Source organism: Frigidibacter sp., from assembly GCF_030695035.1.
Classification (GTDB): Bacteria; Pseudomonadota; Alphaproteobacteria; order Rhodobacterales; family Rhodobacteraceae; genus Frigidibacter.
In genome coordinates, this window is record NZ_JAUYTT010000022.1 from 18,871 (window position 1) to 44,778 (window position 25,908).

At 66.2% G+C, this 25,908-nt stretch carries 24 protein-coding genes; 19 read left to right on the top strand and 5 right to left on the bottom strand.

Annotated features, from left to right (window positions below):
* The first annotated feature begins 45 nt into the window (after positions 1-45).
* From Q8S30_RS18630 to Q8S30_RS18645, 4 genes are all read left to right on the top strand, one after another.
* Complete coding sequence (locus Q8S30_RS18630) at positions 46-1,209, top strand: amino acid ABC transporter permease (RefSeq protein WP_305667520.1); 1,164 nt, start codon at positions 46-48, stop codon at positions 1,207-1,209.
* A complete protein-coding gene (locus Q8S30_RS18635; RefSeq protein WP_305667521.1) occupies positions 1,206-2,291 on the top strand; it encodes an amino acid ABC transporter permease in 1,086 nt (361 codons plus the stop codon). The genes Q8S30_RS18630 and Q8S30_RS18635 overlap by 4 nt, the downstream gene beginning before the upstream one ends.
* A 79-nt stretch (positions 2,292-2,370) precedes the next feature.
* Positions 2,371-3,414 (top strand): transporter substrate-binding domain-containing protein, encoded by a 1,044-nt coding sequence (locus tag Q8S30_RS18640; RefSeq protein ID WP_305667522.1) that lies wholly within the window; start codon positions 2,371-2,373, stop codon positions 3,412-3,414.
* A 56-nt stretch (positions 3,415-3,470) separates the two neighbouring features.
* Complete coding sequence (locus Q8S30_RS18645; protein WP_305667523.1) at positions 3,471-4,055, top strand: hypothetical protein; 585 nt, start codon at positions 3,471-3,473, stop codon at positions 4,053-4,055.
* A gap of 358 nt (positions 4,056-4,413) precedes the next feature.
* Here the strand turns inward: Q8S30_RS18645 and Q8S30_RS18650 are convergent, their stop codons facing one another.
* Positions 4,414-5,745, bottom strand: a complete 1,332-nt coding sequence (locus Q8S30_RS18650) for a formimidoylglutamate deiminase (RefSeq protein WP_305667524.1) — start codon at positions 5,743-5,745, stop codon at positions 4,414-4,416.
* 165 nt (positions 5,746-5,910) lie between these two features.
* On the opposite strand from Q8S30_RS18650, the gene hutI reads away from it, so the two are divergent.
* The 5 genes from hutI to Q8S30_RS18675 are packed head-to-tail and all read left to right on the top strand — an operon-like array spanning position 5,911 to position 11,697.
* Positions 5,911-7,110 (top strand): imidazolonepropionase, encoded by a 1,200-nt coding sequence (gene hutI, locus Q8S30_RS18655; RefSeq protein WP_305667525.1) that lies wholly within the window; start codon positions 5,911-5,913, stop codon positions 7,108-7,110.
* Positions 7,110-8,642 (top strand): histidine ammonia-lyase, encoded by a 1,533-nt coding sequence (hutH, locus tag Q8S30_RS18660; protein ID WP_305667526.1) that lies wholly within the window; start codon positions 7,110-7,112, stop codon positions 8,640-8,642. The genes hutI and hutH overlap by 1 nt, the downstream gene beginning before the upstream one ends.
* Positions 8,642-9,445, top strand: a complete 804-nt coding sequence (hutG, locus tag Q8S30_RS18665; RefSeq protein ID WP_305667527.1) for an N-formylglutamate deformylase — start codon at positions 8,642-8,644, stop codon at positions 9,443-9,445. The genes hutH and hutG overlap by 1 nt, the downstream gene beginning before the upstream one ends.
* Before the next feature lie 12 nt (positions 9,446-9,457).
* Positions 9,458-11,152 carry a urocanate hydratase gene (gene hutU, locus Q8S30_RS18670; protein WP_305667528.1) on the top strand — a complete coding sequence of 565 codons (1,695 nt, stop codon included), beginning with the start codon at positions 9,458-9,460 and terminating at the stop codon, positions 11,150-11,152.
* Positions 11,149-11,697 carry a HutD family protein gene (locus Q8S30_RS18675; protein ID WP_305667529.1) on the top strand — a complete coding sequence of 183 codons (549 nt, stop codon included), beginning with the start codon at positions 11,149-11,151 and terminating at the stop codon, positions 11,695-11,697. The genes hutU and Q8S30_RS18675 overlap by 4 nt, the downstream gene beginning before the upstream one ends.
* 3 nt (positions 11,698-11,700) lie before the next feature.
* On the opposite strand, the gene Q8S30_RS18680 is transcribed toward Q8S30_RS18675, so the two are convergent.
* Positions 11,701-12,438 (bottom strand): UTRA domain-containing protein, encoded by a 738-nt coding sequence (locus Q8S30_RS18680; RefSeq protein WP_305667530.1) that lies wholly within the window; start codon positions 12,436-12,438, stop codon positions 11,701-11,703.
* A 312-nt stretch (positions 12,439-12,750) separates the two neighbouring features.
* Between Q8S30_RS18680 and Q8S30_RS18685 the strand changes: the two genes are divergently transcribed.
* A complete protein-coding gene (locus Q8S30_RS18685; protein ID WP_305667531.1) occupies positions 12,751-13,758 on the top strand; it encodes a LysR substrate-binding domain-containing protein in 1,008 nt (335 codons plus the stop codon).
* Positions 13,759-13,764: 6 nt separating this feature from the next.
* Here the strand turns inward: Q8S30_RS18685 and Q8S30_RS18690 are convergent, their stop codons facing one another.
* A complete protein-coding gene (locus Q8S30_RS18690) occupies positions 13,765-14,916 on the bottom strand; it encodes an aminotransferase class V-fold PLP-dependent enzyme (protein ID WP_305667532.1) in 1,152 nt (383 codons plus the stop codon).
* Positions 14,913-15,929 carry an ornithine cyclodeaminase family protein gene (locus tag Q8S30_RS18695; RefSeq protein WP_305667533.1) on the bottom strand — a complete coding sequence of 339 codons (1,017 nt, stop codon included), beginning with the start codon at positions 15,927-15,929 and terminating at the stop codon, positions 14,913-14,915. The genes Q8S30_RS18690 and Q8S30_RS18695 overlap by 4 nt, the downstream gene beginning before the upstream one ends.
* A gap of 353 nt (positions 15,930-16,282) precedes the next feature.
* On the opposite strand from Q8S30_RS18695, the gene Q8S30_RS18700 reads away from it, so the two are divergent.
* The 9 genes from Q8S30_RS18700 to Q8S30_RS18740 all read left to right on the top strand — a co-directional run bounded on the left by Q8S30_RS18700 (position 16,283) and on the right by Q8S30_RS18740 (position 24,553).
* Positions 16,283-17,419 (top strand): FAD-binding oxidoreductase, encoded by a 1,137-nt coding sequence (locus Q8S30_RS18700; RefSeq protein ID WP_305667534.1) that lies wholly within the window; start codon positions 16,283-16,285, stop codon positions 17,417-17,419.
* A gap of 72 nt (positions 17,420-17,491) precedes the next feature.
* On the top strand, positions 17,492-17,842 hold the full coding sequence (locus Q8S30_RS18705) for a RidA family protein (RefSeq protein ID WP_305667535.1): 351 nt from the start codon (positions 17,492-17,494) through the stop codon (positions 17,840-17,842).
* Positions 17,843-17,925: 83 nt separating this feature from the next.
* Complete coding sequence (locus Q8S30_RS18710) at positions 17,926-18,216, top strand: (2Fe-2S)-binding protein (protein ID WP_305667536.1); 291 nt, start codon at positions 17,926-17,928, stop codon at positions 18,214-18,216.
* Positions 18,213-19,628, top strand: coding sequence for an NAD(P)/FAD-dependent oxidoreductase (locus Q8S30_RS18715; RefSeq protein WP_305667537.1), 1,416 nt, complete (start codon positions 18,213-18,215; stop codon positions 19,626-19,628). The genes Q8S30_RS18710 and Q8S30_RS18715 overlap by 4 nt, the downstream gene beginning before the upstream one ends.
* The gene (locus Q8S30_RS18720) at positions 19,612-20,736 is read left to right on the top strand and encodes an FAD-binding oxidoreductase (protein WP_305667538.1); all 1,125 of its coding nucleotides are present in this window, start codon (positions 19,612-19,614) and stop codon (positions 20,734-20,736) included. Before Q8S30_RS18715 ends, Q8S30_RS18720 begins: the two co-directional genes overlap by 17 nt.
* A 73-nt stretch (positions 20,737-20,809) precedes the next feature.
* Positions 20,810-21,793, top strand: coding sequence for an ABC transporter permease (locus Q8S30_RS18725; RefSeq protein WP_305667539.1), 984 nt, complete (start codon positions 20,810-20,812; stop codon positions 21,791-21,793).
* Positions 21,790-22,635 (top strand): ABC transporter permease, encoded by an 846-nt coding sequence (locus tag Q8S30_RS18730; protein ID WP_305667540.1) that lies wholly within the window; start codon positions 21,790-21,792, stop codon positions 22,633-22,635. The genes Q8S30_RS18725 and Q8S30_RS18730 overlap by 4 nt, the downstream gene beginning before the upstream one ends.
* Positions 22,632-23,603 (top strand): ABC transporter ATP-binding protein, encoded by a 972-nt coding sequence (locus Q8S30_RS18735; protein ID WP_305667541.1) that lies wholly within the window; start codon positions 22,632-22,634, stop codon positions 23,601-23,603. Before Q8S30_RS18730 ends, Q8S30_RS18735 begins: the two co-directional genes overlap by 4 nt.
* Positions 23,604-23,659: 56 nt before the next feature.
* Entirely contained in the window at positions 23,660-24,553 is an 894-nt protein-coding gene (locus Q8S30_RS18740; RefSeq protein ID WP_305667720.1) for an ABC transporter ATP-binding protein, read from the top strand.
* A gap of 8 nt (positions 24,554-24,561) precedes the next feature.
* Here Q8S30_RS18740 and Q8S30_RS18745 read toward each other — a convergent pair whose 3' ends face one another.
* Positions 24,562-25,881 (bottom strand): amidase, encoded by a 1,320-nt coding sequence (locus Q8S30_RS18745; protein ID WP_305667542.1) that lies wholly within the window; start codon positions 25,879-25,881, stop codon positions 24,562-24,564.
* Positions 25,882-25,908: the final 27 nt, after the last annotated feature.

A 25,908-nucleotide genomic window follows, 5' to 3' on the forward strand; every position in this document is an offset into this window, starting at 1 on the left:
CATGTATACACGTGTGCAGGCTAAGATATCCGACGGAGCCTGCCGATGCAACACTCACCGCCGCCTGCGGCCCGCAAACCGCCCGACCGGCTGGGGACCGTCGTCGTGGCCCTGATCTTGCTGGCGCTTGCCGTGCTGGGGGCGAACATCTGGCTGAACATGCGGGGGGCCGGCGTCACCCCCGGCTTCGGGTTTCTGGCGCAGACCGCCGGGTTCGACCTGAGCGAAAACCTGATCCCCTACGCGGCGAAAGACAGCTATGCGCGGGCCATTCTGGCCGGGCTGCTGAACACGGTGCTGCTGGCGCTGGCCGGGCTGGTGCTGGCGACGGTGGTGGGGGTGCTGATGGGGCTGGTCAGCGTCTCCCCCAGCCCGGCGGGGCGGGTGGTTGCGCTGCTGTATGTAGAGCTGTTCCGGAACCTGCCGAAGATCCTCGTGCTGCTGGTGCTTTATGTGCTGGCAGTGCGCGGCCTGCCCCCGGTGCGCGAGGCGCTGTCGCTGGGGCCGTTCCATCTGTCCAACCGCTCGATCTACATGCCGATGTTCGAGCCCGATCCGAGCCAGATCTGGCTGCTGCTGCCGCTTGTGGCGGGGGCACTGGCCGCGTTCTGGTGGGGCCGCCGGGCGCGCCGGATCAAGTGGGAAACGGGACGGGAACTCCCCGTGATGCCCGTGGCGGTGGCCCTGCTTCTGGGCCTGCCGATGGCCTTTGCACTGCTGGCTGATGTGCCGCTGGTGCCAACGATCCCCGCCTTCGAGCGGTTCGATTTCGCCGGCGGCGCGCGGCTGTCGGTGCAGTTCCTGGTGGTCCTGCTGACCCTCGGCCTCTATCACGGCGCGCAGATTGCCGAGGTGGTGCGCGGCGGTATCCTGGCGGTGCCGACGGGGCAGGTAGAGGCGGCGCGGGCGCTGGGGCTGACCCCTCGCCATGTGACGCGCTTCGTGGTGCTGCCGCAGGTGCTGCGGATCGTCATTCCGCCGATGATCAACCAATATGTGAACCTGATCAAGAACACCTCTGTCGCCATTGTCGTGGGCTATTCCGACCTGATGTCGGTCAGCGGCACGATCATCAACCAGACTTTCCGGCCGCTGGAGATGATGCTGATCACCATGGCGCTGTATCTGGGGCTCAGCCTGCTGGCCTCCTCGGTGATGAACCGCCTGAACGAGGCGTTGCGCGCCCGCAGTGCAAGGAGCGCGCCATGATCCCCGCAGCGCCGCCGCCCGAACAGCGCCGCGACCTGCTGCGCCAATGGGCCGGCACCCCGGTCACCGCGCTGGTCTCGGCGCTGAGTGCCGCGCTGGCGGTCTGGGTGGCTTCGGCGGTGCTGGACTGGGCGCTGGTCTCTGCCGTCTCACCTCTGCGGCCGATGGAGGCATGCGCCGAGGCTGCCGGGGCCTGCTGGCGGTTCTATGTGGAAAAGAGCCGCTTCATGCTGTTCGGCACCTATCCCTATGCCGAACATTGGCGCCCGGCGCTGGTCTCGGTGCTGCTGCTGGCGCTGTCGGGCATGGTCGGGCTGCGCATCACCGGCCGGCTTGGCGGGGTCGGGCCACGGGTGCTGCTTGCCCTCTGGGTTCTGGTGATCCCGCTTGTCTTTGCGCTGATGGGCGGGGGATGGTCGGGGCTTGCCCCGGTCGACATGTCGCGCTGGAACGGGATGCCGGTGCTGTTGATCCTGTCAGTCATCGCCATCGCGCTGGCCTTCCCCCTTGGGGTGGCGCTGGCCGTGCTGCGCTACCAGGGACGCTGGCCGGTGCTGCGCCGGGTGGCGGTGGTCTATATTGAGGCGATGCGCGGCGTGCCCATGGTCACCGTGCTGTTCGTGGGCGTGTTCGTGCTACCGCTGACCCTGCCGCCCGGCACAAGGATCAGCCCGGTGATGGCGACGCTGATCGCGCTGATCTTCTTTCACGCCTCCTACTTTGCGGAGGATGTGCGCGGCGGGCTGCAATCGCTGCCGGCCAGCCAGACCGAGGCGGCCGCGTCGCTGGGGCTATCCTGGGGCCAGACCATGCGGTTGGTGCTGTTGCCGCAGGCGCTGTCGCGCAGCCTGCCCGCCTTGGTGAACTCAGTCATCGGTGCCTACAAAGATACCTCGCTGGTTGTGGTGCTGGGGATCCATGACCTGACCTCGACCGCGCGCATGGCGTTCAGCGAACCCGGATGGGGGCAATACGCGCTGGAGGCCTATGCCTTTGTCGGAATGTGGTTCTTGCTGTCCTGCGCATTCCTGTCCTGGGTGGGGCGTGACCTGCATCGTCAGCAAAGCGCGCGCAGCCGGTAGATTTGTCATGAAACTAAAGAAATATACCTGTATACATGTTGGGCATCCGGTGATGCCTCACATCCGCAGGAGATTCCCCATGACCACCTCCAAGATCCTCATGTCGCTGACCGCCTCTGCCCTCGCGCTTGCTGCCGCACCTGCCCTTGCCGGGCCGGTGATGGACGACATCAAGGCCAAGGACAGCCTGATCTGCCTTGTCAGCGCCACCGCGCCGGGCTTTTCCGTGCCCGACAGCCAAGGCGTGTTTCAGGGCTTCAACGCCGATTTCTGCCGCATGGCCGCCGCCGCCATCCTGGGCGATGCCACCAAGGCCGATATCCGCGGCGTCGGCTTTTCCGACTCGATGAAGACCATCGTCGCCGGTGAGGCGCATATGGGTTCGCGCTCGATCACACAGACCGGCACCCGCGACGCCGATGAGGGCATGGCCTTTGTCGTGACCACCTTCTTCGACGGTCAGGGCTTCATGGTGCCAAGCGCGCTTGGCGTGCAAAGCGCGGCCGAACTCGACAAGGCCAATATCTGCGCCGAGGACGGCTCGACCACGCTTCTGAACATCGCCGACTGGTTCGCCGCCAAGGGCATGACCTACCGGGTCGAGAACATCGCCGACAAGACCGCGCGGCTGGAGGCCTTCTTCTCGGGCAAATGCGATGTCTATGCCTCGGACGTGACCGCGCTGACGGCCGACCGCCAGCTGGCACCGACCCCGGGCGACTATGTGATCCTGCCCGAAGTGATCTCGGCCGAGCCGCTGACGCTGGTCGCCCGCCCCGATCAGGCCCTCGAGGCGACGCTGTTCTGGGCCTTTCAGGTCATGCTGAACGCCGACGCCCACGGCGTCACCTCGGCCAATGTCGATGACATCGTCGCGGACCTTGCCCAGAAACCAGCCGATGTGCAGCGCCTGTTCGGCACGGATGCCGCCACCACCGACATGGCCGCCAAGCTGGGCCTGCCGCAGGACTGGGCCTATCAGGTGGTCAAACAGGTCGGCTCCTATGGCGAGGTCTTCGAGCGTCACCTCGGCACCGGCACGCCCTTCGGGCTCGACCGTGCCAGCACGCTCAACGCCCATGTCGCGGATGGCGGCCTGATGTATCCCTACCCGATCCGCTGATCGACCCTTCCTGCGCGCCCCGGCACAGGGGCGCGCTTCCTTGCCAAGGACAGTCCATGCCCGACGAGTTTTCCGACGACGCCGATTTCAGCTCGGTGCGCACCATCTGCACGCGCCCTGGCGGCGGCCGTGTCATCACCATGGGCTTTCCCGGCCTCGATACCGATTTCCGCGGCCAGTCCTGGATCAATCCGGGTCTGCTCGATGCCACCCTGTCCGAGGCGGCAGCGGCAGGGATGCAGCTGCTGCTGGTCCATGCGCAGGCCGCTGAACTGCCAGCGGAGGCCATGCCCCTGCTGCGGGCGGGCGTGAAGGCCAAGGCCCTGCGATGCCTCGCTCTGCCGATCGAGGATTACGGCGTTCCAAACGCGGCCTTCCTGCGCGGCTGGCACCGGCTCCGGCCCGTGTTTGCGCAGGTCTTCGCCGCGGACGGTGCCGTCGGCATGTGCTGCCACCACGGCGCGGGCCGCAGCGGGCTGGTTGCCGCGATGCATCTAGTGGAGGCCGGCAAGGCACCCGCCGAAGCGGTTGCGCTACTGCGCGGCCAGTTTCCGGAGACCGTGGAAAACGAGCAGCAATACCGGTGGGTCGAGCACCATGCGCGGCAGTTTCGGTCGGCTGGGGAGGGAGCGGGGGTGTGACGCCGTGCACGGCAGCTCAGGTAGGCAACGAGGGTTGCGCCCACCCGAGGCCTTCTTCGTATTTGCAGCACGCGTCACATCTGCCAGAGGCCACCCGGTCGCAAGGCGGAGCAAGGCTGCAAGCGCGCCCTGAAGGCCGATGGTCAGCGGGCCTTTATCCGGGGCAGGGGTCAGCCCGCCCGGTCCACCAGGGCGCGCACCGCCTCCGTCGCCTCATCCATTCCCTTTGCATCGCCAAGCCGCGGATCAACGCCACGACCGGGGTGCGGTAGGTGCCGGCCATCGACGGAGAATAGCGGACCGGCTCGCTCAGCAATGGCTCCAGTTTGACTGCGGCTCTGCGCCCTCTCCGGGCGGCTCAGATCAAACGGCGGATCGCTTTTGCCGCGGCGCCGAAGATGCGGTCGCGCTCGCGGTGGCGGCCACCCTCGACCAGATGCGCGCCGCTGGCCCAGACATCGGCCACGGTGACACCCGCGCCAAAGATCCAGCGGTCCAGCAGGCTGCCGGTATCGTCCAGACCCAGCGGGTCGCGCAGCGCCACCAGATCGGCGCCCGCGCCGGGCGCCAGCACCGGCGCGGGCGCGGCAAGGGCTTGCGCGCCGCCTTGCAAAGCCGCCGTGAACAGCACGGTGCCGGTCGAGCCGGACGTGGCGCAGATGTTGCGCGCCTGATGGGCAAGGCGCTGCGAATACTCCAGCATCTGCAATTCGCCGGTGACCGAGATAGACACATTGCTGTCGGTGCCGATGCCGAAGCGGCCCCCTACCGCCAGAAAATCGGCGGCGGGAAAGGTGCCGTCGCCCAGATTGGCCTCGGTTAGCGGGCAAAGGCCCACCACCGCGCCGCTGGCCGCAATCGCAGCGACCTCGGCCGCGGTCAGATGGGTCGCATGGATCAGGCACCACTCTGGCCCGACGGGGGCATTGTCCATCAGCCACTCCACCGGGCGGGCCCCACAATGGCCAAGGCAATCCTCCACCTCCTTCGCCTGTTCGGCAATGTGGATATGGAAGGGGCGGCCCGGCCAGACCTGCGCCAGCCTGCGGATCTGCTCCGGCGTCGCTGCGCGCAGCGAATGTGGCGCAAGGCCCAACCGGTCCTGCGGCCGGTGAAGGCTAGCGGCGCAAGCCTCCATCAGCCGGTCAAAGCCATCGACATCCTGCACGAAACGACGCTGCCCCTCGGTCGGGGCCGCCCCGCCGAAGCCGCCATGAGCATAGAACACCGGCAGATGGGTCAGCGCGATTCCCGTGGCCTCGGTTGCGGCGAAGATGCGCCGCGACATTTCGGCGGGGTCGGCATAGGGGCGGCCGTCCGGCGCATGGTGCAGGTAGTGGAATTCCCCCAGCCGCGTAAAGCCTGCCTCCAGCATTTCGACACAGGCCAGGGCGGCGATGGCCTCCATCCCTTCGGGATCAAGCTGCAGCGCAAAGCGATACATCATCTCTCGCCATGTCCAGAAACTATCGCGCCCCGCCCCGCGCCATTCGGTCAGGCCGGAAAAGCCGCGCTGGAAGGCATGGCTGTGCAGGTTGGGCATGCCGGGTACCAACGCCTCGACTCGGATATCGTCGGGGAGGGCCGCGCTGCCGGGCGTGACCGATACCAGCAGGCCATCCGCCACAACCAGCGTCACATCCCGTTCCCAGCCGCCGGGCAACAACGCTGCCGCCGCATGAATCCGCATGTCCGATCCTCCGCCGCCCGCCGCAGTGCTCGCTGATGACACCTTCTCTATGTATATACTTGATTTTCACTTGAGGGAAGCGCAACCTCGGCCAAGAGGCAGGGCAACGCATGATTCTGGCCGCCGCGGGGCGCGGCAGACCGGCAGCAGGGCAGGGGGAGCACCATGACCAGAACCCTTTGGACGAATGCCCGCATCATCCCCGTCGATGGTGCCGTGGCGCCTGCCTCCGAACCCGGCGCGCTGGAGCTGCTGACGGATGCGGGCAGGATAATTGCCATCGGGGCGGACCTGCCCCGTGATGGCGCGCGGGTCGCCGATTGCGGCGGCCGCCTGATGACGCCTGCCCTGATCGATTGCCACACTCATCTGGTGTTTGGCGGAGACCGGGCACGGGAGTTCGAGCTGCGGCTCGAAGGCGCCAGTTACGAAGAGATCGCCAAGGCTGGCGGGGGGATCAAGGCCTCTATGCAGGCGACACGGGCGCTTGGCCCGGAGGCATTGGTTGCGGCCAGCCTGCCGCGCCTCGATCACCTGCTGGCCGAGGGCGTCTCGACCGTCGAGATCAAATCTGGCTACGGCCTGTCGGTCGAGGCCGAGATGAACATGCTGCGCGCGGCGCGGCGGCTGGCCGATCTGCGCCGGGTGCGGGTCTGCACCACATGGCTGGCCGCCCATGCCTTGCCCCCGGACTACGCAGGCCGCGCCGAAGACTATATCCGCGAGGTCGCCATCGCCGGGCTGGAGGCTGCCCATGCCGAAGGGCTGGTGGATGCGGTCGATGGCTTTTGCGAAGGCATCGCTTTTTCCACGGCCGAGCTCGAGCCGCTGTATCGCCGGGCGCGGGAGCTTGGCATTCCGGTGAAGATCCATTCCGAACAGCTCTCCCATGCCGGCGGCACCGCCTTCGCCGCCCGCCATGGCGCCCTCTCCGCCGATCATCTGGAACATGCGACCGAGGCGGACGCCCGCGCGATGGCCGCATCGGGCACGGTGGCGGTTCTGCTGCCGGGAGCGTTCTTCACCCTCCGCGAGACTGTGGTGCCGCCGGTCGCAGCCTTTCGCGCGGCCGGCGTTCCGATGGCGCTGGCGACCGACTGCAATCCCGGCACCTCGCCGCTCAGCTCGATTCTGCTGGCCATGAACATGGGGGCAACGCTGTTCCGGCTGACCGTTCCGGAATGCCTTGCGGCGGTGACGACCCATGCCGCCCGTGCCCTTGGCCTCGGGCGGGAAACCGGGCGCATCGCCCCTGGGCTGTCGGCCGATCTGGCGCTGTGGGATGTCGAAAGCCCGGCCCAACTCGTGGCGCGGATGGGGTTCAACCCGCTCCATGCCCGTATCTTCAAGGGAGAAATCGTCTGATGGTGCCCCAAACGCTGCTCCCCGGATTGGTCCCGCTTGCCACGTTGCGCCGGATCTACTGGCTGGCCGAAACCCCGGGCCTCGACCCCTCGGCCGCGGCGGGCATCGCCCGGTCCGCTGCCCGCATCGCCGAGGTCGCCGCGGGCGACGCGGCGGTCTATGGCGTGAACACCGGCTTTGGCAAGCTTGCCTCGATCCGTATCCCGGCGGGCGACGTCGCGGCGCTGCAGCGCAACCTGATCCTGTCGCATTGCTGCGGCGTCGGCGCCCCGCTGGCCGAGGATGTGGTGCGGCTGGTGCTCACGCTCAAGCTGATGTCGCTCGGGCGGGGCGCATCTGGCACGCGGCCCGAGGTGGTGGCGCTGATCGGCGAGATGCTGGCCCGGGGCGTGATCCCGGTGATCCCGGAAAAGGGCTCGGTCGGGGCGTCGGGCGACCTGGCCCCGCTTGCCCATATGGCCGCCGTGATGATCGGCGAGGGCGAGGCCGTCGTAGGCGGCACCCGCCTGCCCGGCGCCGAGGCGCTGGCGCGGGTTGGGCTGGCACCCGTGGTTCTGGCCGCGAAAGAGGGGCTGGCCCTGATCAACGGCACGCAGGTTTCCACCGCCCTGGCGCTGGCGGGGCTGTTCCGGGCCGAACGGGCCTTGCGCGCCGCCATCGTGACCGGGGCGCTGTCGACCGATGCCGCCATGGGATCGACCGCGCCCTTCACCCCGGAAATCCACACCCTGCGCGGCCATTCCGGCCAGATCGAGGTGGCCCGGGCCCTGCGGGGCCTGCTGGAGGGCAGCCAGATCCGCGACAGCCATGTGACCGGCGACGAGCGCGTGCAGGATCCCTACTGCATCCGCTGCCATCCGCAGGTTGCGGGGGCCGCGCTCGACATCCTGCGCCATGCCGCCGCCACGCTGCAGATCGAGGCCAATGCCGCCACCGACAATCCGCTGGTTCTGATGGATGGCTCCGTCGTCTCGGGCGGCAATTTCCATGCCGAGCCGGTGGCCTTCGCCGCTGACATCATCGCGCTGGCGGTGGCCGAGATCGGCGCCATCGCGCAGCGCCGTGTGGCGCTGCTGGTCGATCCGGCGCTGTCCTATGGGCTGCCGGGGTTCCTGACGCCAAAGCCCGGGCTCAATTCCGGCATGATGATCGCCGAGGTCACGACCGCCGCATTGATGAGCGAGAACAAGCAGATGGCCCATCCGGCATCGGTCGACAGTACCCCCACCTCTGCCAATCAGGAGGATCACGTCTCGATGGCCTGCCACGGCGCGCGCCGCCTGTTGCCGATGACGCAGAACCTGTTCTGGATCATCGGGGTCGAGGCGATGATCGCGGCGCAGGGTGTGCATCTGCGCGGGCCTTTGAAGACCTCGCCCCGGCTGGAAACCGCGATTGCCGCGATCCGCAGCCGTATCCCGGTGCTGGAGGCGGACAGGTTCATGGGAAATGACATGGAGGCGGCCGGCGCCCTGGTGGCGACAGGCGCGCTGGAGCCGGCGGCGGCCGGCCTGCTGCCGGAGGTGGGCTGATGGAGCCGTTCCGCGTCAGCCGCGGCGACAGCCCCGTCATCCTCGCCTTTCCCCATGTCGGCACCGGCCTGCCCGAGGCCGTGGCAGAGCGGCTGAACGACGAGGGCCGCCTGCTGCGCGATACCGACTGGCATATCCATGAGCTTTATACCGGGCTGCTGCCTGGGGTGACCACGATCACCGCCACCCAGTCGCGCTATGTCATCGACCTCAACCGCGATCCGTCGGGCGCCAGCCTCTATCCGGGGCAGACCACGACCGGGCTGATCCCGCTGACCACCTTCGACAATGTGGAGATCTGGCAAGAGGGGCGCGCGCCGACCGCGGCCGATACGGCGCAATGGCTGGATCAGATCCACCGGACCTATCACGCCGCCCTCACGGCCGAGATCGCACGGGTCAGGGCGCTGCACGGGGTTGCGGTTCTCTATGACTGCCACTCGATCCGCTCGCGGATTCCCTGGCTGTTCGACGGCATCCTACCGGATTTCAACATCGGCACCGACAGTGGCCGCAGCTGCGCGCCGGGGTTGGAGGCGGCAGTGCACGACATCTGCCGCGCCGCACCCGGGTTCACCAGCATCCTCAACGGCCGGTTCCGCGGCGGCTGGACTACCCGCCATTATGGCCGCCCCGAAACCGGGGTCCATGCGATCCAGATGGAGCTGGCGCAGATCACCCATCTCGCGACCGAGACCCCGCCCTTCGAGCTTCACCCCGGCAAGGCCGCGCGGCTGCGCGACACCCTTGGCGAAATCCTGACCACGCTGGCCGCGCTCGCCCCGCGCTTGTCCCGTTCCTGAAAGGCCGCTGCCATGACCGATCCGCGCCACAACATCCGCGACATCTATCCGGCCACCGGCACCACGATCAGCGCCAAAAGCTGGCTGACCGAGGCGCCGCTGCGGATGCTGATGAACAACCTGCATCCCGACGTGGCGGAGAACCCGCATGAACTGGTGGTCTATGGCGGCATCGGCCGCGCCGCGCGCACCTGGAAGGATTTCGACCTGATCTGCGATGCCCTGCGCGATCTTGAGGAGGACGAGACGCTGCTGGTGCAATCGGGCAAGCCCGTCGCCATCGTGCGCACCCACAAGGACGCGCCGCGCGTGCTGATCGCCAATTCCAACCTCGTGCCGCGTTGGGCGACCTGGGAGCATTTCAACGAGCTCGATCGCAAGGGCCTGATGATGTACGGCCAGATGACGGCCGGGTCCTGGATCTATATCGGCGCGCAGGGCATCGTGCAGGGCACCTACGAGACCTTCGCCGAACTGGGTCGCCAGCACTACAGTGGCGACCTCACCGGGAAATGGGTGCTGACGGGCGGGCTTGGCGGCATGGGCGGCGCGCAGCCGCTGGCGGCGGTCTTCGCCGGGGCGTGCTGCCTTGCAGTCGAGGTGGACGAGACCCGGATCGATTTCCGGATGCGCACAGGGTACGTCGATGCCAAGGCACGAACGCTGGACGAGGCGCTGGCGCTGATCGCCGGATGGACGGCCAAGGGCGAGGCGAAATCGGTCGGGCTTCTGGGCAATGCCGCCGAGATCTTCCCCGAGATCCTGCGCCGCCAGCTGGCCGGCGAGGCGCTGCCGAACGGTCGCCCCGATATCGTCACCGACCAGACATCGGCCCATGATCCGGTGCATGGCTATTGCCCGGCGGGCTGGAGCGTCGGCACCTGGCAGGCCGCGCAGTCGAGCGATCCGGCGGGGGTGGAGAAGGCCGCCCGCGCCTCCATGCGCGCTCATGTCGAGGCGATGGTCGGCTTTCATGACGCGGGTGTGCCCACGGTCGATTATGGCAACAACATCCGGCAGATGGCGCTGGAAGAGGGCTTTGCGCGCGCCTTCGCCTTCCCCGGTTTCGTGCCCGCCTGCATCCGGCCGCTGTTCTGCCAGGGCATCGGCCCGTTCCGCTGGGTGGCCCTGTCGGGCGACCCCGAGGATATCGCCAAAACCGACGCGGCCATGAAGAAGCTGTTTCCCGAGAACGCCCACCTGCACCGCTGGCTCGACATGGCGGCCGAGCGGATCGCGTTCCAGGGGCTGCCCGCCCGGATCTGCTGGATCGGCCTTGGCGACCGGCACCGCGCGGGGCTGATGTTCAACGAGATGGTGGCCAGCGGCGAGTTGAAGGCCCCGATCGTCATTGGCCGCGACCATCTCGACTCCGGCTCCGTCGCCAGTCCGAACCGCGAGACCGAGGGGATGATGGACGGCTCGGATGCCGTGTCGGACTGGCCGTTGCTGAATGCCCTGACAAATACCGCGTCGGGGGCGACATGGGTGTCGATCCATCATGGTGGCGGTGTCGGCATGGGCTTTTCCCAACATGCAGGGGTGGTGATCGTCGCCGATGGCACCCAAGATGCGGCGCGGCGGCTGGAACGGGTGCTGTGGAACGACCCGGCCTCGGGCGTGATGCGTCATGCCGATGCCGGCTATGCCAGCGCCGTGGACTGCGCCCGCCTGCACAACCTGCGCCTGCCGGGCATCCTGGGATGAGCGCCGTCTACCCGGCCAGGGGGCGGATGTTCCGGCCCTGGAAGAACGGCGGCGGCGAGACGGCAGAGATCGTGGTGTCGCCGCCCCATGCGGGTTTCGAGGATTTCGATTGGCGAATCTCGACCGCCCTCGTTGCCAGCGACGGGCCCTTCTCGGCCTTTCCCGGCATCGACCGGGTGCTGACCGTGATCGAGGGCGGACCCATGCGCCTGTCGCTGGCGGGGGTGGAGCGAGAGCTGGACGCCCAGAGCCCGCCACTGGCCTTTCCGGGCGAAGTGCCCTGCAGCGCCACGCTGACCGGGGCCCCGGTCCTTGACTTCAACGTCATGGTGCGCCGCCCCTTGCGCGCCGAGGTGACGCGGAGCCCGCTGCCTCTGCCGCCCGAACCGCTGGCAGAGGCGCCTCTGGCCCGTCTGGCGTTGCTTCTGGCGGCGGGCGGCGGCCTGTCGCGGCTCGATCTGCTCGATCTGGCCCAAGCCAGCCCGGCGCTGCGGAGGCAGCTTCAGGGCGTGCCGGCGATCCTCGTGACCCTCCGCCGCGGCTAGGCTTCAGCCAGCCGCATCCCGCGGGCCGAACTGCGCGACAAGCTGGTGGCGGTCCCCCGGATAGGTCTGGGTCACCAGCGTCACCCATTGCCCGGCAATCTCGGTCCGCCGGGTGACCTCGAGACAGGCCGCGCCCGATGCCAGCCCCAGATCGCGCGCCACCTGCGGCGCGGCGGGAACGGCGCGGATGCGGTGCTCGGCCGAGGACCAGGGAACCTCGCGCAGCAACCAGGCCCCGGGCGCAGTCTGGCGGAAATCTGCATCCAGCGCCGCAGGGGCCGCTTCGGGGTTGATAATCCGCGCCTCGTGGCAGAACGGCAGGCCCCCGGCGTGATGCACCCCGCGCAGGGCCAGGATCTTGCCGCCCGGCGCCTCGATCCGGGCCGAGAGCGCCTCCTCCGGCAAAGGCAGGCGCAGGCTGCGTTCCAGCAGATCGAAGCGCCAGTCCAGCCCCAGCGCCGCCACCTCTGCCTCGATGTCCGTGATCTCCATTACCGCCGCCTGCGCCATCGGACGGGCGACGAAGGTGCCCAGCTTCTTGCGCCGCACCAAAAAGCCCTCGCGCGTCAGCTGCGCCAAGACCTTGTTCATCGTCATACGCGAGACGCCATGGCTTTCGGCCAGCTGCGTCTCGAACGGCAGCTGGAACCCCGGCTGCCATTCGCCGCTGGTGATCCGGTCGCGCAACCCGGTCAGGATGCGGTCGTGATGGGTGCCGCGGGGCGGCCGGGCAGCTTGCATCCACGGGTCCTCCGATGCTTCGCAGGACTTTAGAAGCCCGGCAGCAAGAGGTCCACCGCAGGGCGCAACATCATCACGGAGGCCCGAGCCGCTGATGCTGGCCTGCTCGGACCAGCATCGCCTCGCTGCAGGCGCGCTTTGCGCACGTAGGTCTGCCGATGATTGCCGGCTGATCCCGGTCAACGGCGCCTGAAATCCCGGCGGCGCCTGCTGAAACGATGTCTTCTTGAGCGGTATAATCTCCAGGAATAAACTCATGCCCAATTTGCGTTGAGATGCTCTGCTGTGGCACTTAAGGTTCATCCAGGCGACATGTTTCTGGCGCTTGCCCAGGGCGGAGCGGTGAAGATGGATAACGGCGACAGGGCTATCAAACCGGGCGGAGTCGAGTTTTCCCCCCGCGAGATCGAATTCTTCGCTTCGGTCATGCTGCACGGCACCACAACCAAGGCGGCGGATGCGCTGGACGTCACCCAGCCGGCGGTCAGCAAAACCCTGCAGCTGCTGGCAGAAAAGGCGGGCTTCCAGCTTTTCCGCATAAGTCGCCAGCGGCTGGTGCCGACGCCCGAAGCTCATATGCTTTACGCCGAGGTGCAGCGCGTCTTCGAATCTGCCCGCGCCATTTCCCGCGCCGCGCAGGAGATCCGCGAATTGCGCAGCGGCCGGCTGAACATCTGCGCGCTGCCGGCCTTCGGTGTCACCCTGCTGCCCTCGATCATTGCCGAGTTTGCCCGCCAGCACCCGACGGTGTCGATAGCGATGGATATCCGGAGTTCAACCACCGTCATCCAGCGGGCCAGCCGCAATCAGCTCGATATCGGCATCGCGGCGACCAGCGCGGAAGAGATACCCTCGGTCTCGCGCAGGGTGCTGGTCGATACCGAGCCTGTCTGTGTGATGCCGGCAGGTCACGTGCTGGCTCGCAAGGACGTTGTCAGTCCCGAAGACCTGCACGGGTTGGACTTTATCTCCATGGGCTCGGGTGATCCGATGCGCCGCCAGCTTGACGCGCTGTGCGAGGCAAGCCAGGTGCGGCGGAACCTGAAAGTCGAGGTCGCCTTGTCCAGCGCCTGCCTGAGCTTGGTGGCGAGTGGTGCCGGTGTCGCCATTGTCGACCGGCTGTCCGCCTGGATGGCCCGGGACCGTCAGATCGAGATCAGACGGTTCCTGCCGAAACTGGAAGTCAGGCTCAGCGTTTATCGGCCCTGGGGGGTCATCGCCTCGACCGCGTCGGACGCATTCCACGACCTTCTGATCCACAGCAGCCGCACCTATATGAAAGAGGTGGATGACGGGATCGAAGGGCTGATCGCGGGTTGACTGCAGCTAGCGCAGGGCAAGGTTTTCAAACAGCCGCGCGATGTCATCCGCGTCATTGTAGACATGCGGAGAAACCCGCATCTTGCTGCCACGCAGGGTGACATGTACGCCAGCGGCCTTGAGCCGGGGGCCGGCATCCGGGGCAAGCTGGTCGCCAATTTCCAGGATGGCGATATGCGGGATGGGGCAGGCGGGCCGGGCAGCGATCAGGCCGCGGCCCTCGGCTTGATCCCAGATCAGCCCGTTCAGATGGCCAAGCCGCTCTGCCACGGATTCAAGCCCCCAACCCAGCAGTAGCTTCAGCGCGGCAATGGTGGTGGGAAGCGTGGCGAAATCAGACCTCTGGCCCATGTCGAACCGTCGTGCCCCCGCCATGAAACCGGGCTTGTTCACCAGATAGAAATCCGGCTTCTCGCCGCCGATCCGGTTCCAGGAGTGGTGTTCGAGGGGCACCCCCGTCTCGTGCCAGCGCTTGTCGGCATAAAGGAATGCCTGACGATAGGGGCCAAGCAGGAACTTGTAGGTGGCGAAAGCCAGGAAATCCGGCCGCACCCGCCGCACATCGAAGGGCAGGGCGCCCACCCATTGCGTGCCGTCGACCACCAGACAGGCCCCCGCGGCCCGGCTGGCCTCCGCCACCGCCTCAAGATCAAGCAGTATCCCCTCGAACCAGTGAACCAGTGATCCTGCGACAACCGCAACGGGATAGGGCGAGCCCTTGATCGCGCCGATCAGCGCCGCAGTCCAATCGCCGTCCTGCGGCTTGGGCGCGATCACCACATGGGCATCGTTGCGTTCGGCCAGCTCGTACCAGACATAGCGGTGCGAAGTATGTTCGTTCTCCATCATCACGATGGCCGATCCGGCGGGCACCGGCACATTCGCCGCCGCGATGGACATGCCGTAGCTGGTGGCCGCAGTCAGCGCGATCTCGTCGGCGCCGGCTCCGATCATCTCGGCCGCGAGGCGGCGGGCCTCTTCCACCTCATCATAGAAGGCGTCGATGGTCATCTCCCAGGGGCGGGCCTTGATGCGGGCGGCGGCCGCCCCGGCTTCAGCGGCAGCGATCGGGACCGGCGATAGGTAAGCCGCGTCCAGATAGGCGACCTCGGAAGGGATGGCGAAAAGAGCGCGCTGGCTTGGAAGCCGGGGGGTCATAGGCTGAGCTCCACTTGAGTGCCGAGCCCCTGCTGGCGTGCGGCGTTGTACAGGAAATTCGCCAGCTCTATGTCCTGGGCCGGAACTCCGAGTGAGCGGTAGATCGTAATGTCCTCAGGACACTCACGGCCCGGGGCGCTTCCCTCAAGCACCGCGCCGATTTCGCCGCGCAGGTGATCCTTGGTGATCGCGCCTTGAGCGATGGCCTCGACCAACTCACCCGCGGCAGTCAGCGCCATGGGCATGTAGTCCACCCAGATGCTGGCGCGCAGCACACATCCAAGATCGAGCTCGCGGCAGGATGGAACGCTGGCGCCAACGGCGTTCACATGCACACCCTTTGGCAACCAGTCGCCCGAAAGAACCGGCGTCTCGGAGGACGTCACGGTGCAGATGATATCTGCCGTCGACACCGCCTCACGCGCGTCAGAGAAGGCCTCGACCTCGAACCCGGCGTCAGCCTGCTCGCGGGCGAATGCCTCGGCTTTGTGCCGGTTGCGGCCCCAGATCCGCAAGCGGCGGATAGGCCTGACCTGCGCAAGGGTTGCAATATGGCGCCGCGCCTGCTCGCCGTATCCCATCAGGGCAAGCGTCTCGCTTTCAGGGCGCGACAGGGCGCGGGTCGCGACGGCGCTGGCGGCAGCGGTGCGCCAGCCGGTCAGCTCTCCGCCGTCAATCAGCCCGACAGGGCGGCCGCGGGACTTTTCAAACAGCACCACCACGCCGCGATGCGAACCATAGCCATGAGCGAAGTTGTCGGGGAAGACCGACAGAACCTTGGCGCCAAAGAGCGGTTGATCGGCAAGGTCCGCATACATCATCGACAAACAGCTGCCCGCCGCCCCTGGCAGCATCAGAGTGCGCCGGACATCTTGATGGGCAATTCCATTCGACGTTTTGCGCAGCGCCTGTTCGGCACAGTCGAGCGCGGCATCGAGGCTCATCACCTGCTTGATCACTGCCCGGTCAAGCAGCAGGAAATTCGGCTGCGGGTCGAGTTGGGTTCGGTCCATCAGCCTTCTCGTGTCTGTTCATCCTCTATAGCGGGAAATGTTATCATCTTCAGTCCCGATACGGGCAGCGAGAATTGATAACCTTTCGGATGCAGCGGTGAACGAAAGGGCATGTCCCCCCAAGAAACCTCGTCTGGACTGGTCCAAAACATGGCGATGGAGGAACAAAACGCCACGCCACTCCTGCCACCACCGGAGCCTCGGCCCGAAAGGCGCTAAAGCGCCGGGCTGATGTCCCGGGTGCCGGTTCAACTGAGTTCATAACTTTTGACGACAACAGTCACCGGCGCACGCAATTGATGGCCCTGTGCAATCCTGAGATATTACCCCCCGGATGATGCGGAGGACAGGAAATGCAGGTTGTCGTGGTCGGAGCGGGCATAGTCGGATGCTCTGTCGCCTATGAATGCGCCAAGGCCGGGGCGAAGGTTACGCTGCTGGAAGCGGGCCGGGTGGCGGGCGCCACCTCCTCGATCAGTTTCGCCTGGACCAATGCGACGACCAAGTTTCCCCGCGCGTATTATGACCTGAACGTGGCCGGGATGCGCGCGCATCTGGAGCTGCGGCGCGACTTCGGCACTACGCCGTGGTTCACCCAGACCGGCAGCGTCGAATGGCGCAACCGGGCCGAGGACCAGCCCGCCTATCTGGAGAACTTTCGCCAGATGAAGGAGTGGGGCTATGGCATCGAATGGATCAGCCGCGAGACACTGGCAAGGATGGAGCCCGAGGTGAACATCGCCGGCATCGGCGAGGGGCCGATCTCCTATTTCCCCGAAGAGGGCTGGGTCGATCCCGCGCTCTACTGCGCCTGGCTGCTGCGGGCCGCGAAAGAGCGCTGGGGTGCCGAGGTTCTGGAATTCTCCAGGGTGACGGTGATCGAGTCCGAGGGTGGCAAGGTGCGGCGGGTGCGCCTCGCTGACGGCCGCAATTTTGCCGCTGATGCGGTGGTGAACTGTACCGGGGGCTGGGCCGATGCGAGTCTGGGCGACGCGCAGGGCATCCCTCTGGAGTCGACCATCGGCGTGCTTGGCTTCACGTCCCCCGTGGCGCTGACGTTGCGCAGCCAGCTTCACGCCGACGATCTGGATATTCGCCCCGATGGCGCCGGACGCATCATGATTCACAAGATCTCGGTCGATGCGACGATGAAAGGCCCCGAGCCACTGGCGACTGACAGCCCGCAGGCGGCCGAGTTGTTGCGCTCTGCGCGCGAGGTGCTGCCGGCGCTGGAGGCGGTGGAACTGGAAGCGCTCCGCAGCACGGTGCGGCCCTATCCGGCGGACGGGTTCACCTGTGCCGGTGCGATGCCGGGGCTGGAAGGCCATTACATGGCGGTGACGCATAGCGGGGTGACGATCTCGCCCTATCTAGGCCGCGCCGTTGCCGATGAGGTGGTGCGTGGCGAGTGGCACGCCGATCTTGACGCATTCCGCCCCGATCGCTTCTTCCAGAACCCGTCGCCGGTCGCCCAGATGTCCGAGGCCTGAACCGCACCGGCCCCAGCGCCAAGCAGGCGCCGCCACAGCCCGTCCTGCCTCTCTCCAACCGAAAGCCCGATCATGGCCGATATCACCCGCCACCAGTCGAACCAGAAACTCAGCCGCGTCGTCGTGCATGGCGCGACTGCCTATCTTTCCGGCATCACCGCAGATGACAAAAGCCAGGGCACCCATGGGCAGACCCTGCAGATCCTTAACAAGGCGGATGCTCTGCTGGAAACTGTGGGGACGAACCGGGGCAATCTGCTGCTGACGCAGATATTCCTGCGCGACACCGGGGATTTCGATGAGATGAACCTGGCCTGGATCGAGTGGATGGACGGTGCCGCGCCACCCGCCAGGGTGACGGTCGGGGCAGATTTCGCGCTGCCCGAAATCCTGGTCGAAATGCAGTTCACCGCGGCGGTCTGATACGCCTTTCGCACCAGACCCTGTATCAACGGACCCGTACCATGCTTGTCCCGCCTCCTCTCTTGCGCCGCGCTGCCAAAGACATGCCCGCCCTTACGGTGACCGTCGATGGCATCCCGGTAGAACTGCGCCAAGGCGACACTGTCGCCACGGCCGTCCTCATGGCTGGTCATGCAGTTTATCGGCGTACTCTGCTGGACGACGCGCCGCGGGCGCCTTTTTGCATGATGGGCGTTTGTTTTGACTGCCTGGTCGAGGTCGACGGGGTTGCAAACTGCCAAGGTTGCCTGATGCCGGCGCGAGAGGGAATGCGGATCTGTCGCCAGATCGGCCTTGCAACGGGGCAGCCCGGCGGGGAGGGGCCCCAGCGATGACCGAAACGGTGGACGTGGCGATCATCGGGGCCGGCCCGGCCGGCATGGCGGCCGCCAGGGATCTGAAGGCGTTGGGCCTGCGTGTCCTTGTGCTGGATGAGCGCGCGGGTCCGGGAGGCAATGTCCATGCGTCGGCGCTGGACCGACCGCAGGAGGCCGCGTCCGTTCTGGGAGGCGATTACGCCCGCGGCGTGGCAGAGGCACGGGGTTTCGCCGCAAGCGGTGTGCCCGCCCGTTATGGCTGCAGCGTCTCGCGCGTTGCGGGCGAGACGATCCATTACCTGCAGCACGGCAGGTTGCACCGGATAACGGCCGCGCGGCTGGTTTTGGCCACAGGGGCCATCGAGCGTCCGGTGCCCTTCCCGGGCTGGGAGCTTCCGGGCATCATGGGCGCGGGGGCTTTCCAGCTGATGCTGAAGCAGTCTCGTGTCGTTCCGGCTGGCGACTATGTGCTCTGTGGGACCGGACCGCTTGTCCTGCTGATGGCCTGTCAGCTTCTTGCCCTTGGCTCGCGGCCGCTGGCCGTGCTGGATACCAATTCAGAGGCAGCGCCCCTCGGCATCGGGCTGTCACATCTTCCTACCTTGGCCCGCAATGCCGGGGCGGTGGCGAAGGGGCTCTCTTACATGGCACGGCTGAGGCTGGCGGGTATCCCCGTCATCTCCGGCGTCACGCGGCTGGAGGCGCGCGGCAGCGACGCTGTTCAGGCGATCCGCTACACGCGGCGGAACGGCAGCTCGGCCAGCCTCGACGTCCGCATGGTGCTTTTCCATGAGGGTGTCATCCCGAACACACAGCTGGGCCTTGCGCTAGACTGCAAGCATCGCTGGGACGAGCACGAACGGTGTCTGATACCGGAAACCGATGCCTATGGTGAAAGCTCGCGCCAAGGGACGTTCATCATCGGCGATGCGGCAGGTATTCTGGGGGCCAGCGCTGCGCCGCATTCGGCAAGGCTGGCGGCGATGAAGATTGCTCAGGATCTTGGCTGCAGGCTCGACGACGAGGCGGGGGGTGCGGTCGAGGCCGCTCGGAGGGCCCTGAACCGCGAGCGTAGGTTCCGTGCCTTTCTGGACCGGGCCTATCGCCCGGGTCTGGCCTTTGCCGCGCCGATCACGGATGAGACGATGATCTGCCGCTGCGAGCAGGTGACAGCCGGCGCCCTGCGCCAGGCGGTGCGCGACGGCGCGCGCGGGCCAGCGCAGGCCAAGGTTTTTACCCGCTGTGGCATGGGTCTTTGCCAGGGCCGGATCTGCGGCAACGTGGTCACGAGGCTGATTGCCGAGGAAACCGGGCTGAGACCGAGGGCGGTCGGCGGCTATCACATCCGCTTCCCGCTCAAGCCGATGTCGCTGATCGAGCTGGCGGACGAGCTGCCGATGGAGGAGCCGGTCGATGAACACATCGCATAAGGCGGAAATCGCGGTCATCGGTGGTGGAACTGTCGCGCTGTCCGTGGCGACCGGATTGATGCGCCTTGGCCGCCAGGTCGTTGTCATCGACGAAGGCGATGGCGCCAGCCGCGCCAGCCGGGGCAACTTCGGGCTTGTCTGGGTGCAGGGCAAGGGCGACATGCTGCCGCTGTATACGCCTTGGGCGATGGGTGCGGTCGAGATCTGGCCCGATCTGGCAGAATGGCTGCAGGACTTTACCGGGATCGACGTGGCGCTTGAGCAGCCAGGTGGGCTGTTTCTCTGCCGCAGCGAGGAAGATCTTGCCTTGCGGGCCAAGAAAATGGCGACGGTGGCGCAGAATGTCCGAGGTGCCTACAGCTATTCCATGCTGGACAACAAGGCGCTGCGTGAACTGGTGCCGCAAATCGGGCCCGACGTCGCGGGGGGCAGCTATTCGCCCTATGACGGGCAAGCCGATCCTCTGCGACTCTTTCATGCCCTGCACCGGGCCTTTGGCAAGCTGGGCGGCAGCTATCTTCCGGGGGCGGGGGTCAAGGCGATCACCGCGACCGCCCGGGGCTATCGGCTGGAGACGGGATGTGACAGCATCGAAGCCGAACGAATTGTTCTGGCCGCAGGTCTTGGGAATGCTGATCTGGGCCGGATGCTGGGCGTGGACATTCCCGTCAAGCCGGTCAGGGGCCAGATCCTTGTTACCGAGCGGGTGCCGAAGGTCTTCGACCTCGTCATGGAACAGGCCCGCCACACGCCTGACGGCACGATGCTGATCGGCGGCAGCTGGGAAGAGGATTCCGGTCATGACACAGCGACGAGTCAAGAGGTGACCCGCCGCATCGCCAGCGACGCATTGGCCTTCTTTCCCTTCCTGAAACGGGTCAACGTGCTGCGAAGCTGGGGCGCCTTGCGCATCATCTCGCCCGATGCCAGCCCGATCTATGACGAAGTCGCCCCCGATGCCTTTCTGGTGACCTGCCACAGCGGCGTCTCCTTGGCCGCAGTGCATCTGGAGACCGTGGCGGATTGGGTAGACAAGGGCGAAATTCCCGCACAGATGGCCGATTTCGGCTTGCGACGGTTCCATAGGGCAAAGGCCGCGGCATCATGAGCGCGAACCGGCGAAACTTGATGTTCGGGGAAGGCGTCCCGCTGGTGCGGTTGCAACGGAAGGCGGGTTCGCCATGTTGATGATGTCGATCGCCCGTTTCGCGCTGCGCCGGCTGATTCAGGCGATCCCGATCCTGATCGGTGTGGTGGCGATGAATTTCGTCGTGGCGAACCTTGCGCCCGGCGACATGGCCGATGTGCTGGCCGGAGAGGCCGGCGGCGCCTCGCCGGAATTCCTGGCAGAGGTGCGGGCGAAATATGGGCTGGACCAGCCCCTGATTCTGCGCTTCGGCCTGTACATGTGGAACATGTTCCAGCTCGATCTCGGCTATTCGTTCCGTTACGGCGTGCCGGTGACCGAGCTTCTTCTGACGCATCTGTGGCCCACGCTGCTTCTGATGCTCACCTCGATCCTGATGGCCTTCGGCTCGGGTGTGGTGCTTGGTGTATTGGCGTCGCGGATGGTAAACCGCTGGCCCGATTATCTCATCTCGATCACCTCGCTGATTGCCTACGCCACGCCGGTGTTCTGGCTGGGTCTGATGATGGTGGTTCTGTTCTCGGTAAAGCTGGGCTGGCTGCCCTCCAGCGGGATGGAGACGATTTCAGCTGGCTATACCGGGCTCAGACGCGCGGTCGATATCCTTTTGCACATGATCATGCCGGCGACGATCCTTGGCCTTTACCTGACGGCCTTCTACGTCCGCTTGATGCGTGCCTCGATGCTTGAGGTCTCTGGGCAGGATTTCGTCACCACTGCCCGGTCCAAGGGCCTGAGCGAAAGCGCCATCGCCTATCGCCATGTGCTTCGCAACGCCATCTTGCCGATGGTCACCATGCTGGGGTTGCAGATCGGCGCGATGCTCGGCGGCGCAGTGCTGGTCGAGACGGTTTTTGCCTGGCCCGGGCTGGGGCGGCTTGCTTACACAGCGGTCTTCCAGCGCGACCTGAACCTGCTTCTGGGCCTGCTGTTCATCTGTGCGATCATGGTGATCGTCATCAACATCATGACCGAGATTGCCTATCGGCTGATCGACCCCAGGATCCCCATGAAATGACCGACAGACGAAACAGCTTTCTGCGCAGGTTCCTGCGCCACAAGGCGGCGGTCGCCGGGGTGCTGCTGCTGCTTGTCATCGTGACCATGGCGGCGTCGGCTTCTATTTTCTATCCGCAGGGGCCATGGAAACTGGCAGGCAGGCCGCTGCTTTGGCCGGTCGAAAATCCGAAATTTCCACTGGGCACAGATGTGCTGGGGCGTGACCTGCTGGCTGCGCTGCTTTACGGCGCACAAGTTTCGCTGTTCATCGGTCTGGCCGCGACGCTGGTGGCGACGGTCCTTGGCACGTTTGTCGGCGCGACCGCCGGCTATTTCGGCGGCGCCGTGGACCGGATCATGATGGGCTTCACCGAAGTGTTTCAGACCGTCCCGCCCTTTGTCCTGGCGGTTGTGGTGGTCGCGGCCTTCGGGCCGACGCTCGGGACCATCGTCATCGCGATCAGCCTCGTGTCATGGCCGCCGCTGGCGCGTCTGGTACGGGCTCAGTTCTTGCAACTGATGCCACGCGAGTTCGTCCAGGCTGCAACCCTGATGGGCATGTCCGATCTGCGCATTATCCTGACCCAACTTCTGCCCAACGCAATGACGCCCATCGTGGTTTCGGGATCGCTGATGATCGCTTCGGCCATCCTGCTTGAGGCGGGGCTGTCGTTTCTGGGTCTGGGCGACCCGAATGCCATGAGCTGGGGCTATGTCATTGCCAGCGGACGAGAGGTGCTGCGCACGGACTGGTACATCACTGCCCTGCCGGGTTTTGCGGTTCTGGCAGCGGTGCTGGCGATCAATCTGGTTGGCGAAGGCCTGAACGACGCCCTGAACCCGAGGTCGCGCAACAGATGACTCCCATTCTTGAAATTCGCGGGCTGAAGATCGGGCTGCGTGGCCAAGACCCTTCGGCGCTGATCGTCAACGGGCTGGACCTGTCGATTTCCCGGGGCGAGATTGTTGCGCTGGTCGGTGAATCGGGGTCCGGCAAGACGATGACCGCCTTTTCGATCCTGAACCTTCTGCCGCAGGCCGTAGAGATCACCGGCGGGTCAATCCGGCTGGGCGATACTGATGTGCTGTCGCTGCGGCAGCGCGGGCTGCGGGCCCTTCGCGGGCGCAAGGCCGCTCTGGTCTTTCAGGAGCCCATGACCTCGCTCAACCCGCTGATGACTGTCGAGCGGCAGATTGGAGAAATGATACGGACCCATGGCAGCGCCACCGGACCCGAGGTGCGGGACCGTGTGTTTCAGCTTCTCGAACTGGTGCGGATGCCCGACGCGCGGCGCCGGGCCGCAGAATATCCCCACAACCTGTCGGGCGGGCTGCGCCAGCGGGTGATGATTGCCATGGCGCTGGCTTGCGAGCCGGACCTGCTGATCGCCGACGAACCCACGACAGCGCTGGACGTGACGATCCAGGCACAGATCCTGAAGCTGCTTCTTGAACTGCGTGACCGCAACGGCATGGCGGTCCTTCTGATCACCCATGATCTGGGCGTGGTTTCGGAAGTGGCCGACCGGGTGGCAGTGATGTATGGCGGCCAGATCATCGAGCAAGCCGATGTCGCGCCGCTGTTCCGCGCCCCGCGCCATCCTTATACGCGGGGGCTTCTGGCCTGTCTGCCAGAGGCAGGCGCAGATCAAGCCGGGAGGCTGCAGGAGATCCCCGGCCTGCCGCCCCGCCCGGGCGAGATCCTCGCCGGCTGCGCCTTCGCACCGCGCTGCCCGCAGGCGCGTGAGATATGTCGGAGCGTGGCCCCCGAAGTCCGACTGGTGTCGGACACGCTGGTCAGCTGCCATTTTCCCGAAGGTGCACCATGAACGAGGTCCTTCTGAACGTCACCGGGCTGAGGAAAAGCTTCCGTATCAACTCCGGGGTGTTGACGGCGGTTGCCGGTGCCGACCTGATCATCCGGCGCGGTGAGACCGTCGCCTTGGCCGGGGAATCCGGTTGTGGGAAATCAACGCTGGGTCGGATGATCGCCGGATTGACGCCGCCGGACGCGGGGAGCGTGAAGCTGTTGGGCACTGAACTCATCGGCCTGTCGCATCGCGCCCTGAGGCCTTGGCGACCGAAGGTTCAGATGATCTTTCAGGACCCGTTTTCCTCGTTGAACCCGCGCTCCACCGTGGCGCGCATCTTGGAGGAACCGTTGATCGTCCACCGTCGCGGCGATGCGAGGGAGCGCCGCGCCGAGGTTGCCCGTATGATGGAAAGGGTCGGCCTGCGTCCCGAGGCCGCCAGCCGCTATCCGCATGAATTTTCGGGCGGCCAGCGACAGCGGATCGGCATCGCCCGTGCCCTGATGCTGCGACCCGAGTTGATCATCTGCGACGAGCCGGTCTCGGCGCTGGATGTCTCGGTTCGCGCGCAGATCCTGAACCTTCTGGCTGATCTTCAGCAAGAGATGGGGCTGTCCTACCTGTTCATCTCGCATGATCTTTCGGTGGTGCAGCATCTCGCCGACCGCGTGGCAGTGATGTATCTGGGCAAGATTGTCGAGCTGGGCGGGAAAGACTCGTTTTGGGCGACACCGGGCCACCCCTATACCCAGGCGCTGATGGCGGCACGACCCTTGCCCGGCACCGGGCAACGTCTTCGTGACAAGGAGATTTTGGAGGGCGAGATGCCCAGCCCGATCGGCAAGCGTGAAGGGTGCGATTTCCGCGCGCGCTGCCGCTGCGCCTTTGCCCCCTGCGCGAGCACGGGGCCCGAACTGCGCTCCAGGGCACCCGGGCATGTCGTTGCCTGCCATCTGACGCAGGGCTGATCCGCCGGTCAGTGCTGCGTCAGGGCCTCGGCCAGGTCGAACAGGCGCGCATCCTGCCCTGGCAGGACACCCAACTGAACCGAGGCGGGCAGCGTGCCGGGCAAAGGCAGCGGAATGGCCAGCGCCGGCATGTCGAGCATGTTTGCCCAACGTCGGAAATGGCCACCCGCGAGCCCCCAAGGCAGCCATTCCCCGTTCACGCATGTCATCTCATCCTCCAGCCGCGGAGCGAGCCCAGGGCAGGTGGGTATGGCGAGCGCATCAATCCCCGCCATCAGCAAGGGCATCTGCCGCAAGAACCGTTGCCGCGTCGCGAGGGCCTTGCAGTAGCTTTCGGGGCTAATGGCAAGTCCCAAATCTAAAAAGCTGCGCACTGCCGCGCCGACGAGGTCGGGGCTGGCCAGGATCGGGTCCGTATAGCCGGTGGCGAATTCATATAGCAGGATTGTCAGCCCCGCCTCGCGCAGCGCTGCGGCTTCGGGAAAACGGATCTCGACAAGGTCGACGTCCGGCCGGTCGAGCCAGCGCCCCATCGCATCTGACACTGCTGCATCGACTGCAGCACCGGCAAGTTCTGGGCATAGGGCAATGCGCAACCGTCCGACCGGGGCGACGGTCGAAAGGGTGCGGCCGGACAGTGCCTCGGCAATCAGCCGCGTATCCGCGACCGAGCGCGCGAGAACCCCCACGGAGTCCAGAGTTGGTGCCATGCTGCACACGCCTTCGGTCGAGATCAGCCCCTGACCGGGCTTATATCCGTAAAGTCCGGTCGCTGCCGCCGGGGAGCGGTTGGATCCGCCGGTGTCGGTGCCGATGGCGGCAACACAAAATCCGGCCGCCACCGCCGCCGCCGCGCCGCTGCTGGTGCCGCCGGTGCCCCGGCCGGGATCGAGAGGATTGACCACTTTGCCGAACCAGGGGTTCGCATGGCCGCCTGCGCAGAGCTCGTGCATGTTTGTCTTGCCAATCAGCACCGCCCCCCGCTCCTGTAGGCGGACCAGACAGTCCGCCGTCCGGCTGGCGGGACTTTGCCCGAACAGGCGGGAGCCCAACCTCGTTGGCCAGCCCGCCACGTCCAGGTTGTCCTTCACCGCCACGGGAACACCATGCAGCGGGCCGCGCCAGAGCCCGTTGCGCATCTCACGCTCGGCCCTTCGCGCCGACTCCAGCACCGCCGGTGCATCGACATGGATCATGGCGCGAATCTGCCCGTTGCGTGCTTCGATCCGTGCAAGACAGGCTTCAGCCAGCGTCACCGGTGAAACACCTGCCGCGATCCCGCCCGCGATGCTGGCGATCATGTTTTCGCCTTCTTCCCCGAAACTCATGTCGCAACCCCGAGTTCTGCCAGTTGT

What these genes read in the sequence shown, in the direction of transcription:
- Q8S30_RS18675 (WP_305667529.1), top strand. Translation starts at nt 11,149, where the DNA reads ATGAGCGCCGTCTACCCGGCCAGGGGGCGGATGTTCCGGCCCTGGAAG.
- hutH (WP_305667526.1), top strand. Translation starts at nt 7,110, where the DNA reads ATGGTGCCCCAAACGCTGCTCCCCGGATTGGTCCCGCTTGCCACGTTG.
- Q8S30_RS18710 (WP_305667536.1), top strand. Translation starts at nt 17,926, where the DNA reads ATGCCCGCCCTTACGGTGACCGTCGATGGCATCCCGGTAGAACTGCGC.
- Q8S30_RS18680 (WP_305667530.1), bottom strand. Translation starts at nt 12,438, where the DNA reads ATGCAAGCTGCCCGGCCGCCCCGCGGCACCCATCACGACCGCATCCTG.
- Q8S30_RS18650 (WP_305667524.1), bottom strand. Translation starts at nt 5,745, where the DNA reads ATGCGGATTCATGCGGCGGCAGCGTTGTTGCCCGGCGGCTGGGAACGG.
- Q8S30_RS18690 (WP_305667532.1), bottom strand. Translation starts at nt 14,916, where the DNA reads ATGACCCCCCGGCTTCCAAGCCAGCGCGCTCTTTTCGCCATCCCTTCC.
- Q8S30_RS18695 (WP_305667533.1), bottom strand. Translation starts at nt 15,929, where the DNA reads ATGGACCGAACCCAACTCGACCCGCAGCCGAATTTCCTGCTGCTTGAC.
- Q8S30_RS18685 (WP_305667531.1), top strand. Translation starts at nt 12,751, where the DNA reads ATGTTTCTGGCGCTTGCCCAGGGCGGAGCGGTGAAGATGGATAACGGC.
- Q8S30_RS18720 (WP_305667538.1), top strand. Translation starts at nt 19,612, where the DNA reads ATGAACACATCGCATAAGGCGGAAATCGCGGTCATCGGTGGTGGAACT.
- Q8S30_RS18630 (WP_305667520.1), top strand. Translation starts at nt 46, where the DNA reads ATGCAACACTCACCGCCGCCTGCGGCCCGCAAACCGCCCGACCGGCTG.
- Q8S30_RS18640 (WP_305667522.1), top strand. Translation starts at nt 2,371, where the DNA reads ATGACCACCTCCAAGATCCTCATGTCGCTGACCGCCTCTGCCCTCGCG.
- hutG (WP_305667527.1), top strand. Translation starts at nt 8,642, where the DNA reads ATGGAGCCGTTCCGCGTCAGCCGCGGCGACAGCCCCGTCATCCTCGCC.
- Q8S30_RS18730 (WP_305667540.1), top strand. Translation starts at nt 21,790, where the DNA reads ATGACCGACAGACGAAACAGCTTTCTGCGCAGGTTCCTGCGCCACAAG.
- Q8S30_RS18725 (WP_305667539.1), top strand. Translation starts at nt 20,810, where the DNA reads ATGTTGATGATGTCGATCGCCCGTTTCGCGCTGCGCCGGCTGATTCAG.
- Q8S30_RS18745 (WP_305667542.1), bottom strand. Translation starts at nt 25,881, where the DNA reads ATGAGTTTCGGGGAAGAAGGCGAAAACATGATCGCCAGCATCGCGGGC.
- Q8S30_RS18735 (WP_305667541.1), top strand. Translation starts at nt 22,632, where the DNA reads ATGACTCCCATTCTTGAAATTCGCGGGCTGAAGATCGGGCTGCGTGGC.
- Q8S30_RS18645 (WP_305667523.1), top strand. Translation starts at nt 3,471, where the DNA reads ATGCCCGACGAGTTTTCCGACGACGCCGATTTCAGCTCGGTGCGCACC.
- Q8S30_RS18635 (WP_305667521.1), top strand. Translation starts at nt 1,206, where the DNA reads ATGATCCCCGCAGCGCCGCCGCCCGAACAGCGCCGCGACCTGCTGCGC.
- Q8S30_RS18705 (WP_305667535.1), top strand. Translation starts at nt 17,492, where the DNA reads ATGGCCGATATCACCCGCCACCAGTCGAACCAGAAACTCAGCCGCGTC.
- hutU (WP_305667528.1), top strand. Translation starts at nt 9,458, where the DNA reads ATGACCGATCCGCGCCACAACATCCGCGACATCTATCCGGCCACCGGC.
- Q8S30_RS18715 (WP_305667537.1), top strand. Translation starts at nt 18,213, where the DNA reads ATGACCGAAACGGTGGACGTGGCGATCATCGGGGCCGGCCCGGCCGGC.
- Q8S30_RS18700 (WP_305667534.1), top strand. Translation starts at nt 16,283, where the DNA reads ATGCAGGTTGTCGTGGTCGGAGCGGGCATAGTCGGATGCTCTGTCGCC.
- hutI (WP_305667525.1), top strand. Translation starts at nt 5,911, where the DNA reads ATGACCAGAACCCTTTGGACGAATGCCCGCATCATCCCCGTCGATGGT.